The sequence below is a fragment of the Amycolatopsis sp. NBC_00348 genome, assembly GCF_036114655.1.
In the GTDB taxonomy this organism is placed as follows: domain Bacteria; phylum Actinomycetota; class Actinomycetes; order Mycobacteriales; family Pseudonocardiaceae; genus Amycolatopsis.
In genome coordinates, this window is the sequence record NZ_CP107994.1 from 7,093,413 (window position 1) to 7,106,711 (window position 13,299).

Here is a 13,299-nt window from a genome sequence, read left to right on the forward strand (position 1 = left end):
CTCACCTCAGCCGGAGCTTGGGCTTGTCCTCCAGGTGCGACAACCCGTTCCACGCCAGGTTCACGAGGTGCGCGGCGACCTCGTCGCGCTTCGGCTTCCGCGCGTCGAGCCACCACTGCCCGGTCAGCGCCACCATGCCCACCAGCGCCTGGGCGTACAGCGCCGCCAGCTTCTCGTCGTAGCCGCGCGCCGCGAACTGCTGGGCCAGGATGTGCTCCACCTGGCTCGCGATGTCGTTCAGGACCGTGGAAAACGTGCCCGTGGAACTCGCCACCGGGGAGTCGCGGACCAGGATGCGGAAGCCGTCGTGGGAATCCTCGACGTACGACAGCAACGCGATCGCCGCCTGTTCCAGCATGACGCGCGGGTGGCCGCCGTGGAGCGTCGAAACCATCCGCTCCAGCAGCAGCTGCGTTTCGCGGTCGACGACCACCGCGTAGATGCCCTCTTTGCCACCGAAGTGTTCGTACACCACGGGTTTCGACACATTGGCGCGGTGCGCGATCTCCTCGATCGACGTGCCGTCGAAACCCTTTTCGGCGAACAGGGCCCGCGCCACGTTCAGCAGCTGCTGACGGCGCTCGGTGCCGGTCATCCGGACGCGGGTCACCGGGGCGGCCGGACGTGCCCCGGTGACCTGCTCACGTTTTGAACGTCGTCTCCCCGCCACTCGCCGAACCCTACAGTGAGGCTAGCTCTTCTCCGTGGCGATTCGGGCCAATCGCTGCGGCGTCGGCCAGCGCACGTCGTGCACCCAGCCGAACTTCTCGAAGATCCAGATCAGGCGCGCGGAAATGTCGATCTGGCCGCGCTTCACGCCGTGCCGGGCGGACGTCGGGTCCGCGTGGTGCAGGTTGTGCCAGGACTCGCCGAACGAGAAGATCGCCAGCGGCCAGAAGTTCGCCGACTTGTCGCGCGCCGCGAACGGGCGCTCGCCGATCATGTGGCAGATCGAGTTGACCGACCACGTCACGTGGTGCAGCACGCAGATGCGGACCAGCCCGGCCCAGAAGAACGCCGTCACGGCGCCCCACAGCGACCACGAGATCAGCCCGCCCGCCAGCGCCGGCAGCGCCAGGCTGACCAGGGCCCACAGCCAGAACAGGTCGTCGACCTTCTTGATCGCCGGGTCCTTCACCAGGTCCGGCGCGAAGCGCTCGGCGTTGGTCTGGTCGCGCTCGAACAGCCAGCCCATGTGCGCGTGCCAGAAGCCCTTGGCGATGGCCCACGGCGAGGTGCCGAACGCCCACGGGGAGTGCGGGTCGCCGTCGCGGTCGGAGAACGCGTGGTGGCGACGGTGGTCGGCGACCCAGGTGATGACCGGGCCCTGCAACGCGATGCTGCCCGCGATCGCCATGACGACGCGCAGCCACTGCTTGGCCTTGAACGACCCGTGCGTGAAGTAGCGGTGGTACGACACCGTGATGCCGAGCCCGCTGATCGCGTAGAACACCACGAAGACGCCGACGTCGACCCAGCTCAGTCCCCAGCCCCAGGCGAACGGCACCGCGACCAGCAGTGCCACCAACGGCGCGATCACACCGAAGTAGACCGAAAGCTGCACGCCGATTCCGCGGGTGCCTTCGGTGACAGGTTTGGGCCCCTTGGGAGCCGACGGCTCCCCGGTGGGCTGCGAACGGTCGAGCGTGGCCGTCATACGCTTCACTTCTTCCTGCGTGGTGCCCCTACAAAGGGTTACCTAACCTACGATGCCGTAAGTTACGGTACAGGAGGTTGCGCCGGGTGGGGAGTGGCTGAACCTCTCACTGGTACTTCGGACCCGTGTACCCGGCAGACGGGCGCGTAACGCATCCCCCGCGCGGACGACACCCGATCGTCGCTATCCTGACCAGGAGCAATCCGCCGTAGTGTAATCGGCAGCACTTCAGATTTTGGTTCTGACAGTTCAGGTTCGAATCCTGGCGGCGGAGCAGCGGAAACACCATTTGCCGAGTACCCCGAACCACGACACCGGGAGGTTGGCGCTGACCGAAGAGGCGACCGACCCGGTAGCGGCCAGGCGACCCGCACTGGTCGAGATGTCCGACGCCTGGCTCGTCGGGCGCGCGCGCGAGCTCACCGCCGTGGTCCAACGGTCCGACTACGCCAGCCAGCTCGAGATCGTCGCGCAGATGGACGAGCTCCTCGACGAGACCCAGCGCCGCGGCGAACCGCTGCTGGTCGCGCGCCTGCTGCGCGCGTCCGCGACCGCGCGGCTGGTCACCAAGGGCCTGGCCGCCGAGGCGGAGCCGCGGCTCGACGAGATGCTCGCGCACACCCGGCGCCACGGCCTCGCGCTGCTGCGGGCCGACGCGCACGCGCTGCGCGGGCGCCGCCTCGTGCTGGCCGCGCAGGAGGACGCCGCGCTCACCGAGATCGCCCGCGCGCTGGCCATCCTCGACGACTCGACGACCCCGGACCGCCAGGTCGGCGTCCGCGCCTGGAACCGGCTGCTGTGGTCGACGCTGAACGACTGCTGGATCGTGCTCAACCAGCTCGGTGTGTACGAGGCCGCCGAAGAGGTCAGCAGCCGTGCCGCCGTCGCGATCCGCGAGAGCGCCACCCCGCACGAGATCACCCTGCAGCTGCTGAACCGGGTGAAGATGCTGCTCGGCTGGGGCCTGCGGCTGGAGCGGATCGAAGAGTACGACGAGAGCGCCGAGAAGTTCCGCACCGCCGCGTCGATGGCGATGGCCATCGAGGGGCCCTACAGCGAGTCGCTGTTCCCGCGCCAGGCCGGCGTCGCCGCGGTCGACGAGGTCGGCGTGCTCGCCGCCGCGCTCGCCCTGCACCAGCCCGACGAGGACCAGATCGACCGGCTGCAGCGCCTCCACGACGGCATCGGCTACCCGGGCGAACGCGAGATCGTGACGATCGCGCTGGCCCGCTGCTTCGACAAGGCCGGCCGCCGCGAAGACGCGCTGAACGTGCTCCGCGAGGCCCGCGAATCACTGGGTGACGACTCCTCGCAGCCGTCCATGCGGCTGAACATCGCCCGCGAGCTGGCCCGCCTCGACACCAGCCCGGACTACGCGTCCGGCGCCAGCCAGTCGCTGATCGACTACGCGACCCGGCTGGAGTCGGAGATGTGGAGCCTGCGCGAGTCGCAGATCGCCACGCTGAACGCCCGCCGCGAGCACGAGCGGCTGTCCGCCGAGCACGGCGCGATCACCCAGCAGGCGCTGCAGGACCCGCTCACCGGCCTGCCGAACCGGCGCGCGCTGGACGAGAAGCTGCGCCAGCTGGCGTCCTCGGCCGACGCGCAGCCGCTGGCCGTCGCGCTCGTCGACCTCGACGGTTTCAAGGGCGTCAACGACAAGCAGTCGCACGCCGAAGGCGACAACGTGCTGCGTGTCGTCGCGAGCACGCTCCGTGACGCCCTGCGCGGCGACGACCTGGTGGCGCGCTACGGCGGCGACGAGTTCATCGTGCTGCTGCCGGGCACCCCGGTGTCGGCGGCGAAGATGGCGCTCGGCCGCGCGGTGAAGTCCGTCGCCGGCCTGCCGCACCACCTCTCCCACGGCGTCACGCTGTCGATCGGGCTCGTCTCGCTGCGCCCGCAGGAGCGCGGCGAGCAGGTCCTCGCCCGTGCGGACGCGGCGATGTACCAGGCGAAACGCGGGGGCGGCAACCAGGTCGCGTCGGCGAACTCGATGGCGTCCGACCCGGCCGCGGCGTGGGCTAGCGAAGGCCTACCGACCGACCCCGCGTGGGACCCTGAGGAGCACAGTTAGCAATCCGGCCGAAAGTAGGCGGATACGTTCGGCGAGCGAGCCTGCTCACCGGCACCTTTCCGCCGTGGCTGCCGGTCGGATTGCTAACAATCGGCACAGTAGGATCGGTGCCCGACAGAAGCCATTTAGTGGTAACCGTTGGGAGCGTCGTTGACCGGCCCGCTGAGCACGTTGATCCTCGCCGCGGGTGAAGGCACCCGCATGCGTTCCTCGACGCCGAAGGTGCTGCACCCGATCGCCGGGCGGCCCCTCGTCGAGCACGCCGTCCGCGCCGCCGCCGGCCTGGACCCGGCCCACCTCGTCGTCGTGCTCGGCCACGGTCGCGAAGCCGTCGGCGACCGCATCACCGACGTCGCCAAGGACCTCGGGCGCGAGGTCGGCACCGCCGTGCAGGCCGAGCAGAAGGGCACCGGCCACGCCGTGTCCTGCGCGCTCGCCACGCTCCCGGCGGACCTCACCGGCACCGTGCTCGTCAGCTACGGCGACGTCCCGCTCCTGGACACCGAGACGCTGGCGGCCCTGCTGGCCGAGCACACCGGCTCGGGCAACGCCGTCACCGTGCTCACCGCCGTGGTGCCCGACCCGACCGGTTACGGCCGGATCGTCCGGGACGCCGCGGGCGCGGTCACCGCGATCGTCGAGCACAAGGACGCCAGCCCCGAGCAGGCCGAGATCACCGAGATCAACTCGGGCGTCTACGCCTTCGACGCCGCGGTCCTCTCGGACGGCCTCGGCCGGCTCTCGACCGACAACTCGCAGGGTGAGCTCTACCTCACCGACGTGCTGGGCATCGCCCGCGGCGACGGCAAGGGCGTCGGCGCGCTGGTCGTCGACGACCCGTGGCTGACCGAAGGCGTCAACGACCGCGTCCAGCTGTCGGTGCTCGGCGCCGAGCTGAACCGCCGGATCGTCCGCCGCTGGCAGCGCGAGGGCGTCACGGTCGTCGACCCGGCCTCGACCTGGATCGACGCGGGCGTCACCCTCTCGCGGGACGTCGTGCTCGAGCCCGGCGTGCAGCTCAAGGGCACCACGTCGGTCGGCGAGGGCAGTACGGTCGGCCCGGACAGCACGCTGACGAACGTCTCGATCGGCGCCGGCGCCTCCGTGGTGCGGGTGCACGGCTCCGACTCCGAGCTGGGCGACCGCGTCAACGTCGGCCCGTTCACGTACCTGCGGCCGGGCACGAAGCTGGGCGTCAAGGCCAAGCTCGGCGCGTTCGTCGAGACGAAGGCCGCCGACATCGGCGCCGGCACGAAGGTGCCGCACCTGACCTACGTCGGCGACGCCACGATCGGCGAGAACAGCAACATCGGCTGCTCCAGCGTGTTCGTGAACTACGACGGCGTGAACAAGCACAAGACCGTTATCGGGTCGCATGTCCGGTTGGGCGCGGACAACACGTTCGTCGCCCCGGTGCGGATCGGTGACGGCGCTTACAGTGGTGCAGGTGCCGTGATCCGCGAGGATGTCCCGCCGGGCACACTCGCGGTGTCGGCGCCGCCGCAGCGCAACATCGAAGGCTGGGCGATCCGGCGCCGGCCGGGTACGCCCGCGGCGGAGGCGGCCCAGGCCGCCCTCGACGCCGATTCAGCAGCAGGAACCGACGGGGAGTCGCCAGCATGAGTCCGAAGTCAGGTACGCCGAAGAAGAACTTGATGCTCTTCTCCGGACGGGCGCACCGGGAGCTCGCGGAAGAGGTCGCCGAGCACCTCAACGTGACGATCACCCCGCAGACGGCGCACACCTTCGCCAACGGCGAGCTGTTCGTCCGGTTCGAGGAGTCCGTCCGCGGGACCGACGCCTTCGTCATCCAGGCGCACACCACCCCCATCAACGAGTACGTGATGGAACAGCTGATCATGGTGGACGCGCTCAAGCGGGCGAGCGCGAAGCGGATCACCGTAGTGATGCCGTTCTACCCGTACGCGCGCCAGGACAAGAAGCACAAGGGCCGCGAGCCGATCTCGGCCCGGCTGATCGCGGACCTGTTCAAGACCGCGGGCGCCGACCGGATCATGACGGTCGACCTGCACACCGCGCAGATCCAGGGCTTCTTCGACGGCCCGGTCGACCACCTGATGGCCCAGAGCGTGCTGGCCGACCACATCAAGAAGACCTACGGCGACGCCGACATCACCGTCGTCTCGCCGGACTCGGGCCGCGTGCGGCTGGCCGAGAAGTGGGCGCAGACGCTGGGTGACCGCCCGATCGCGTTCATCCACAAGACGCGCGACCCGGACAAGCCGAACCAGGCCGTCGCGAACCGCGTGGTCGGCAAGGTCGAGGGCAAGCTCTGCGTCCTGATCGACGACATGATCGACACCGGCGGCACGATCGTGAAGGCCACCGAGGCGCTGATCGACGAGGGCGCGGCGGACGTCGTCATCGCGACGACCCACGGCATCCTCTCGGACCCGGCGACCGAGCGCCTTTCGCAGTGCAAGGCGCGCGAGGTCATCGTCACGAACTCGCTCCCGATCCCCGAGGAGAAGCGGTTCGAGGGCCTGACGGTCCTGTCGATCGCCCCGATGCTGGCGGAGGCCATCCAGCAGGTCTTCGAAGACGGCTCGGTCACGTCGCTCTTCGACGGCCAAGCCTGACGAACCCGTCCGCCGGGCGCGAACTCCGCGCTCGGCGGCGGTTTCCGGCGCTAACGTCGCCGGCATGGGGAAGTTCAAGTTCGGCGTCAGCTTCCGGGAAATCGGCAGCCGGGACTCGTGGATCGCGAAGTGCCGGCGGGCCGAAGAGCTCGGTTACGACGTCATCACCGTGCCCGATCACCTCGGTACCGGGCGGTTCGCGCCGTTCCCGGTGCTCGCCATGGCCGCCGCCGTCACCGAACGGCCGCGGCTCGGGACACTGGTGTCCAACGTGCCCTTCTACAACCTCGCGCTCTTCGCGCGCGAAGCGTCATCGACGGCCGCGCTGCTCGACGGGCGGCTCGACCTGGGCCTCGGCTCCGGGCACATGAAGCGGGAGTTCGACGACGCCGGGCTGCCGTGGCAGAAGGCGTCGGCCAGGATCGGCTACCTCGCTGAGAGCCTCGATTACCTGCGGAACCACTTCGACGACGAAGGTCTCACGATGCCGCGGCTGCTCATCGCGGGCAACAGCGACGGCGTCCTCGGGCTGGCCGCGGAACACGCGGACGTCGTCGGGTTCGCCGGGCTCCGGCAGCAGCCCGGCAAGCCGCCCGGCACCTTCCAGCTCGACAACGCCGAGGCGATGGACGAGCGCGTCGCGTACTTCCGGGCTCGCGCCGGTGCGCGCGACGTCGAGTACAACATGCTGGTCCAGCACGTCGAAGTCACCGGCCACCGGCAACGCGCGGCCGAGGCGTGGCACGAGAAGACCGAGCGCAGCGCCGTGCCGGACGCCCGCGAACTCCTCGACGCGCCCCAGCTGCTGCTGGGTACGGTCGAGGAGATCGCCGGGCAACTGGAAGAACGGCGAAAGCGTTACGGCTTCACCTACATCACCGTCTTCGAGCCGATGCTCGAGACGTTCGCGCCGGTGCTGAAAACCGTCAGTAGGCGACAGTGAAACGCACCCGGCGGTGCTTCGGGTCCTCGATCTCGTCGACGTAGGCGATCGCGTAGTCGTCGCCGCCGATGTGCGACTTGCCGTTCTCGTCGGTCACCAGGATGTCGCCGCCGACGCGGTACTCGCCCCGGCGCTCGCCGGGGATCCAGGCGCCGAACTCGGCGGCGGGGCTGACGTAGAACCAGTCGAGGTCCGCGGGCTGCTCACGCAGCAGGGACAGCACCTCGGCGTGGTTGCCCGCCTCTTCCTTGTACTCGTCCGGGAACTCCGGGGTGTCGAACAGCCGCGGGCCGCCCTCGGCGACGAGCAGGCTCGACGCGCCGCCCACGAACGACAGGCGGACGCCCTGCTCGCGCGCGATCCGGGACAGCGCGGGCACCGCGTCGATCAGCTTCTCGCCGTCGAGCGCGCGGGCCGGGGTGGCGACCACGATGACGTCCGCGTCCTTCGCCACCCGCGCGACGAAGTCCTCGTCGTGCAACGAACCCTGCACCGCTTCGACGCCTTCGGGCACCGCGCCGGGGTTGCGCGCGACGCCGACGACCTCGTGCCCGCGGCGCAGCGCCTCGGCGCCGATCCTGCTCCCGGCGTACCCGGTCCCCCCGAAAACCACCAGCTTGGCCATCACGTTCTCCGTTCGAATTCGGCTGTCACAGCCGATGTTAGGAACGGAAGATCACCTACTTCAACGGGCGCAACGCACCCCGGGGTAGGTGTCCAGGTCAGCCGCCCAGCGCCGCGAACTCCGTGGCCAGCTTCTGCTTCACCGCGTTGACGTCGAGCGCCGCGCGGACCTCCGCGGTCGCGGTCGGCTTGGACAGCACCTGGTAGCTGGCCGTGCGGTTGGGGAGCTTGAACTTGACCGCGCAGGACATCTTGACCGTCGCGTACGGCTCCGCGTCGGCCGCCGCCGTGCAGGTCTGCGCGCCGAGCGAGTCGGCGCTCACCTCGACGGAGAGGGTGATGTGCACGGTGCTCTTCCCGCCGGACGCCGGCGTGCCGACGACGCTGGTCGAGACGTCCACGGTCGTCGTGCACGAGCCGACGAAGTCCTTGCAGTCGAGGTTGTCGTTCGTGACGACGGCGCTCGCCTGCACCAGTCCCTCGAACGGCTGGCCCAGCCCGCCGACGGTGTTGTCGAGGTCGGTGTGGAACGTCTTCAGCGCGTCCCCGGTGAGCGGGGTGACCCGGAACTCGGCGCCGAACTCCGGCCCGCCCTGCGGGTCGAGCAGCACCGGGGCGAAGCTGACGACGCGGTTGGGCTTGGCGGTGCTGACGCGCAGGACGCTGGGCGCGGCGCCCAGCTCGTAGACCTCGGTGCCGTCCGGGAGCTTGGCCTTGACCGGCTCCCGCGTCTGGTCCATCCCGGTGACGGCCTTGCGCAGCGCGCCGGCGAGCGCGGCGGGGGCGAACTTGGCCGCCGGGTCCAGCGGCAGCTCGGAACCGAGCGAGCGCACCCAGCTCGTGCCGAACTGCGTGCCCTCGTCGATCGCGTGCGCCTTCCAGTAGTCGGCGTCGGCCTGCAGGTAGAACTGGCCGTCGGCGGCCGCCACCTGGACGGCGCGGCCGTCGAGCGGCAGGGCGCCGGCCGCGCTGCCGCCGCGGGTGACCCGGAACTGCTGCTCGGCGCCTTTGAGCGTCGACTTCAGCGCGAGCGCGGGTGCCTGTTCCAGCGCGGCGAGGGCGGCGTCGACGGCGGTGCGCTGCTCGGCGCGCCGGTCCGCCTTCTCCCGGTCGGCCGCGGAGACGCCGGCCGTGCCGGGGACCGCCACCTGACAACCGGCCAGCAGTCCGCCCACCAGCAACACGGCCGCCACCGTGCCTCGAGCCCGCATCTTCCGCCCCCTGCTCTCCCGCTCCGCCGAGCACACCCCGGCAGGCGGAGCTCCGCCACCGGATTTGTGTCGTCACGTCCCGGGCTCAAGAGGGTTCTAGCCTGGTCCTGGCACCCGCCGCAACCCACCGTGATGAGGTTGGTTTACACTCTTGAGGTTGTCTCGGCGAGGCGGGGCCCTTCCAGGGTGCCCGGCGTGATCGACGCGGCGGCTCGGAGTAGCTCCCGGCTGTTGTGCACGCCCGGAAACTCGCCGCCGAACGCGACCACCTGAACGAGAAGACCACCGCATCCCCGCCGCAGCATGCTGTTCACCGCACCATGTTCGTGATTTGAAGGAGTGCCACACCGTGTCCGAGGTACGTCTGTCCGTCGAACCGCGCACCGAGTTCGGCAAGGGTGCCGCGCGTCGCACGCGTCGCGCCGGCAAGATCCCCGCCGTGCTGTACGGCCACGGCTCGGACCCGCGGCACTTCGCGCTGCCGGCCATCGAGTTCGCCCGCGTCGTCCGGGAGAACGGCTCCAACGCCGTCATCACCCTGGCCCTCGAGGGCTCCGACGAGCTGGCGCTGACGAAGACCATCGTCGTGCACCCGCTCAAGAACTACATCGAGCACGTCGACCTGCTGGTCGTGAAGCGCGGCGAGAAGATCATCGTCGACGTCCCCGTCGTCGTCACCGGCAACCCGGGCCCCGGCGGCCTGGTCAACCAGGACGTCGGCACCCTGCAGGTCGAGGTCGAGGCCCTGCACATCCCGGACCAGGTCGAGGTCTCGATCGAGGGCGCCCCGATCGGCACCCAGATCACCGCCTCCCAGGTCGAGCTGCCCCAGGGCGCCGCCCTGATCACCGACCCGGACTCCCTCGTCGTGGCCGTCAACGAGCCGCAGCGTGAAGAGGAAGAGGGCGAAGACGGCACGGGCGAAGCGGGCGACGAGTCGGCCGAAGCCGGCGAGTAGCTCAAGCGTGACCGAAGACCTGCCCGGGGCCGGCGAGCTGATCCTGCTCGCCGGCCTCGGCAATCCCGGACCCCAGTACGCCGGCAACCGGCACAACGTCGGCTTCCTGGTGCTGGACGAGCTCGCCGGCCGGATCGGCGGCAAGTTCAAGTCGCACAAGAGCGGCGCGGACGTGGTCGAAGGCCGTCTCGGCGGCCGCCGGGTCGTGCTCGTGAAGCCGCGGTCCTACATGAACCTCTCCGGCGGGCCGGTGGCCGGCGCGGCGAAGTTCTTCAAGGTGCCGCCGACCGGCGTCGTCGTGGTGCACGACGAGCTGGACGTCGACTTCGGCGCCCTGAAGCTCAAGTTCGGCGGCGGCGACAACGGCCACAACGGGCTCCGCTCGATCACGAAGTCGCTCGGCACCCGCGAGTACTACCGGGTGCGGTTCGGCATCGGCCGCCCGCCCGGCCGCCAGGACCCGGCGGACTTCGTGCTGAAGGACTTTTCGACGGTCGAGCGCAAGGAGCTCCCGTTCGAGGTGGACCGCTGCGCGGACGCCACCGAGGCCCTGGTCGGGACCGGCCTCGCTGCGGCGCAGAACACCTTTCACGCGGGCTGACACGGGTGGCAAGGTGACTCCATGACCCCTGACGAAGTCCGGGCGATCGCGTTCGGCAAGCCCCGGTTCGGCCGTCGCGGTTACGACGAAGACCAAGTCGACGCGTTCCTCGACCTCATCGCCGAGGCGCTCGCCGGGCGCAACATCCTGACCGCCGACGACATCCACTACGTCGACTTCACGATCATGCCGATCGGCGCGCGCAGCTACGACCAGGCGCAGGTCGACATGTTCCTCGACGAAGCCGAGGCGGCGCTGATCGCGTTGCGGACCCCGCCGCCCCCGGTGGCCGGGGAAGCCCCGCCGCCGGGCACCCGGAAGTGGTTCGGCCGCGGCTGAACCCGCTGGTCGAAGTGTGAAACCCGCCACATGGCGCTGGGTAGTTCCGCTCACTCGATGGCGGGCGCCGGGGCGCCCGTCGGGGTGAGGTTCGGGGTTGCCCCTTCCGAGGAGCCTGTTCACGGGTTAGGACGGTGTACGGGAGTTCGCACCGCCAACCCCGGAATCGGAGAGAGTTCCATGTCGTTCACCGCCGAAGACCTCGCCGAGGTCACATTCGGTAACGCCCCGATCGGTCGCCGTGGCTACGCCAAGCACGAGGTCGACGAGCTCGTCCGGCGCATCGCCAAGACGTTCGCCGAGGAGGACGACCTGACCGCCGCGGAAGTGCACCACGTGGTGTTCTCGAAGCCCCTGATCGGCAAGCGCGGGTACGACGAGCGCGAGGTCGACGAGTTCCTCGACTCGGCCGAGGACCAGCTCGCCGCCCGCTCGGGCCGCGCACCGGACCTCCCGGGCGCGCGCACCTCGGTGGAAGCCACCGCGGAGCGCGCCACCCCGCCCGCCGAGCTGGCGGACCACCTCCCACAGCGCTAGAGCGGCACTTTCACGTGAAAGTGCCGCCCCCGGGTGGGCACTTTCACGTGGAAGTGACGCGTCAGGCGTCCGCGTTCTTCTTGATCTTGTCCGCGAACTGGGTGGCCGTCGCCGCGCGCTTGACCTTGCCGGACGGCGTCTTCGGCAGGCTGCCCGCCGGCAGCACGACCACCGCGTACGGCCGCATGTCGACGGCGTCGCGGACCCGGGCCGACACCTGCTTCACCAGGTTCTTCTCGGCGTCGGCGTCACCCGCCAGCTTGGACTCCAGTACCACCGCGAAGCGCTCGCGACGGCTGCCGGCGTCGATGCGCACGGCGACCGCGTTGCCCGCGCGCACGCCCTCGACCGACGTGGCCGCGCGCTCGATGTCCGTCGGGTACAGGTTGCGGCCGCCCATGATGATGACGTCCTTGCGGCGGCCGCAGATGACGATCTGGCCGTCGATCAGGTAGCCGAGGTCGCCGGTGTCGAGCCAGCCGTCGGCGTCCTGGGTGTCGAGCGGCCCGTTCATCGTCAGGTAGCCGGGTGTCACGGCCTCGCCGCGCAGCCGGATCTCGCCGACCTCGCGCTCGCCGAGCCGCCCGCCCTTGTCGTCGACGATCTCCGCCTCGAGCCCGTCGAGCGGCCGGCCGAGGACCGCGAACGAGCGGACGCCGTCGGTGCCGCGCCGCTCGTCGCCCTCGGGCACCGGCACCGCGCGGTTGTCGGCCTCGAGCGCGTCGGCTTCGACGACGTCCAGGGTGAGCCCGGTGAACAGCGGCGCGAACGACACCGCGAGCGTCGCCTCGGCCATGCCGTAGGCCGGGAACACGCACTCCGCGGGCATCTTGAAACGGGCACCGGCGTCCACAAAGGTCTGGACGGCGGTCTCGTCGACGGGTTCGGCACCGTTCAGGGCGATCCGCAGCGTCGACAGGTCGTAGGCGTCGTCGTCGTCGACGCGGGCCATCCGGCGCCCGACGATCGCGTAGGCGAAGTTCGGCGCCGCCGTCGTAGTGCCGTGGTACTTCGTGATCAGCTCGGGCCAGATCAGCGGCCCGGACAGGAACTCGACCGGGGTGATCTTGACCAGCTCGACGCCGAACGTCATCGGCACGGTCAGGAACCCGACCATCCCCATGTCGTGGAAGGTCGGCAGCCAGGACACCATCACGTCGGTGTCGAAGTCGAACTCCGCGCGGTCGACCATGGCCTTGACGTTGGAGTACAGGTTGCCGTAGGTGATCCGCACGGCCTTCGGGTCGGCGGTCGACCCGCTGGTCAGCTGCAGCAGCGCGGTCTCGCCCTCATCGGTGACGACGACCTCGGCGAGCGGCTCGGCGTCGGCCAGCTCGTTGATGAGCTTGAAGCCGATGCCCTTCTGCTCCAGCACCGGCGCCAGCTGGTCGAACGGCTCGCCCAGCAGCACCAGGTCCGACCCGATCATCCCCAGGATGCGCACGGTGTCCTCGGCCCACTCGGCGAGGTCGGTCCGCGGGGTCGGCTGGTGCAGCATGGTGACGCTGCCCCCGGCCAGCCACACGGCCTGCACGGTGGGCGCGATCAACACCGGCGCCGCGGCCAGCACCGCAACGGCCCCGCCCCGCTCGAACCCCGAGGCGACCAGGCCACCGGCGATCCGCCGGGCCCGTCCGTGCACCTCACCCCAGGTCCGCCGGACCGGCTCCTTCGGCTCCCCGGTAACCATGCCACGCTGCTGACCTCGCCCCGCCGCGGTGGCGACGAGCGTGTCCACGAACCTGCTCATGC

13 protein-coding genes and 1 tRNA gene are annotated in these 13,299 nt (G+C 70.3%); 9 read left to right on the forward strand and 5 right to left on the reverse strand.

Going from position 1 to position 13,299, the window contains the following annotated elements; genetic code table 11:
- Position 1: 1 nt before the first annotated feature.
- Positions 2–595, reverse strand: a complete 594-nt coding sequence (locus tag OHS58_RS30950) for a TetR/AcrR family transcriptional regulator (RefSeq protein ID WP_247057927.1) — start codon at positions 593–595, stop codon at positions 2–4.
- 96 nt (positions 596–691) lie between these two features.
- Positions 692–1,657 carry an acyl-CoA desaturase gene (locus tag OHS58_RS30955; RefSeq protein ID WP_326944468.1) on the reverse strand — a complete coding sequence of 322 codons (966 nt, stop codon included), beginning with the start codon at positions 1,655–1,657 and terminating at the stop codon, positions 692–694.
- 202 nt (positions 1,658–1,859) lie between these two features.
- On the opposite strand from OHS58_RS30955, the gene OHS58_RS30960 reads away from it, so the two are divergent.
- The 5 genes from OHS58_RS30960 to OHS58_RS30980 all read left to right on the forward strand — a co-directional run bounded on the left by OHS58_RS30960 (position 1,860) and on the right by OHS58_RS30980 (position 7,277).
- Positions 1,860–1,931 (forward strand) — tRNA-Gln (locus OHS58_RS30960).
- Between the two features lie 48 nt (positions 1,932–1,979).
- The gene (locus tag OHS58_RS30965) at positions 1,980–3,734 is read left to right on the forward strand and encodes a GGDEF domain-containing protein (protein WP_247057931.1); all 1,755 of its coding nucleotides are present in this window, start codon (positions 1,980–1,982) and stop codon (positions 3,732–3,734) included.
- Positions 3,735–3,884: 150 nt separating this feature from the next.
- Positions 3,885–5,357, forward strand: coding sequence for a bifunctional UDP-N-acetylglucosamine diphosphorylase/glucosamine-1-phosphate N-acetyltransferase GlmU (gene glmU, locus OHS58_RS30970; protein ID WP_326944469.1), 1,473 nt, complete (start codon positions 3,885–3,887; stop codon positions 5,355–5,357).
- Entirely contained in the window at positions 5,354–6,334 is a 981-nt protein-coding gene (locus OHS58_RS30975; RefSeq protein WP_247057935.1) for a ribose-phosphate diphosphokinase, read from the forward strand. Before glmU ends, OHS58_RS30975 begins: the two co-directional genes overlap by 4 nt.
- Before the next feature lie 64 nt (positions 6,335–6,398).
- Positions 6,399–7,277, forward strand: coding sequence for a TIGR03621 family F420-dependent LLM class oxidoreductase (locus tag OHS58_RS30980; protein ID WP_328644865.1), 879 nt, complete (start codon positions 6,399–6,401; stop codon positions 7,275–7,277).
- Here the strand turns inward: OHS58_RS30980 and OHS58_RS30985 are convergent.
- Both OHS58_RS30985 and OHS58_RS30990 read right to left on the reverse strand, forming a co-directional pair.
- Positions 7,261–7,902, reverse strand: coding sequence for an NAD(P)-dependent oxidoreductase (locus tag OHS58_RS30985; protein WP_328644866.1), 642 nt, complete (start codon positions 7,900–7,902; stop codon positions 7,261–7,263). The two genes, OHS58_RS30980 and OHS58_RS30985, sit on opposite strands and share 17 nt — an antisense overlap.
- A 97-nt stretch (positions 7,903–7,999) precedes the next feature.
- A complete protein-coding gene (locus OHS58_RS30990) occupies positions 8,000–9,112 on the reverse strand; it encodes a hypothetical protein (RefSeq protein WP_328644867.1) in 1,113 nt (370 codons plus the stop codon).
- A gap of 349 nt (positions 9,113–9,461) precedes the next feature.
- Here OHS58_RS30990 and OHS58_RS30995 point away from each other — a divergent pair, with 349 nt between their 5' ends.
- The 4 genes from OHS58_RS30995 to OHS58_RS31010 all read left to right on the forward strand — a co-directional run bounded on the left by OHS58_RS30995 (position 9,462) and on the right by OHS58_RS31010 (position 11,547).
- Positions 9,462–10,070 (forward strand): 50S ribosomal protein L25/general stress protein Ctc, encoded by a 609-nt coding sequence (locus OHS58_RS30995; protein WP_328644868.1) that lies wholly within the window; start codon positions 9,462–9,464, stop codon positions 10,068–10,070.
- Positions 10,071–10,077: 7 nt separating this feature from the next.
- Positions 10,078–10,671 (forward strand): aminoacyl-tRNA hydrolase, encoded by a 594-nt coding sequence (gene pth / locus OHS58_RS31000; RefSeq protein WP_247057946.1) that lies wholly within the window; start codon positions 10,078–10,080, stop codon positions 10,669–10,671.
- A gap of 21 nt (positions 10,672–10,692) precedes the next feature.
- Positions 10,693–11,010, forward strand: a complete 318-nt coding sequence (locus tag OHS58_RS31005) for a DivIVA domain-containing protein (RefSeq protein WP_305879357.1) — start codon at positions 10,693–10,695, stop codon at positions 11,008–11,010.
- A gap of 180 nt (positions 11,011–11,190) precedes the next feature.
- The gene (locus OHS58_RS31010) at positions 11,191–11,547 is read left to right on the forward strand and encodes a DivIVA domain-containing protein (RefSeq protein WP_326957692.1); all 357 of its coding nucleotides are present in this window, start codon (positions 11,191–11,193) and stop codon (positions 11,545–11,547) included.
- Between the two features lie 61 nt (positions 11,548–11,608).
- Here the strand turns inward: OHS58_RS31010 and OHS58_RS31015 are convergent, their stop codons facing one another.
- Positions 11,609–13,297, reverse strand: coding sequence for a fatty acyl-AMP ligase (locus OHS58_RS31015; protein ID WP_328644869.1), 1,689 nt, complete (start codon positions 13,295–13,297; stop codon positions 11,609–11,611).
- Between the last annotated feature and the right edge of the window lie 2 nt (positions 13,298–13,299).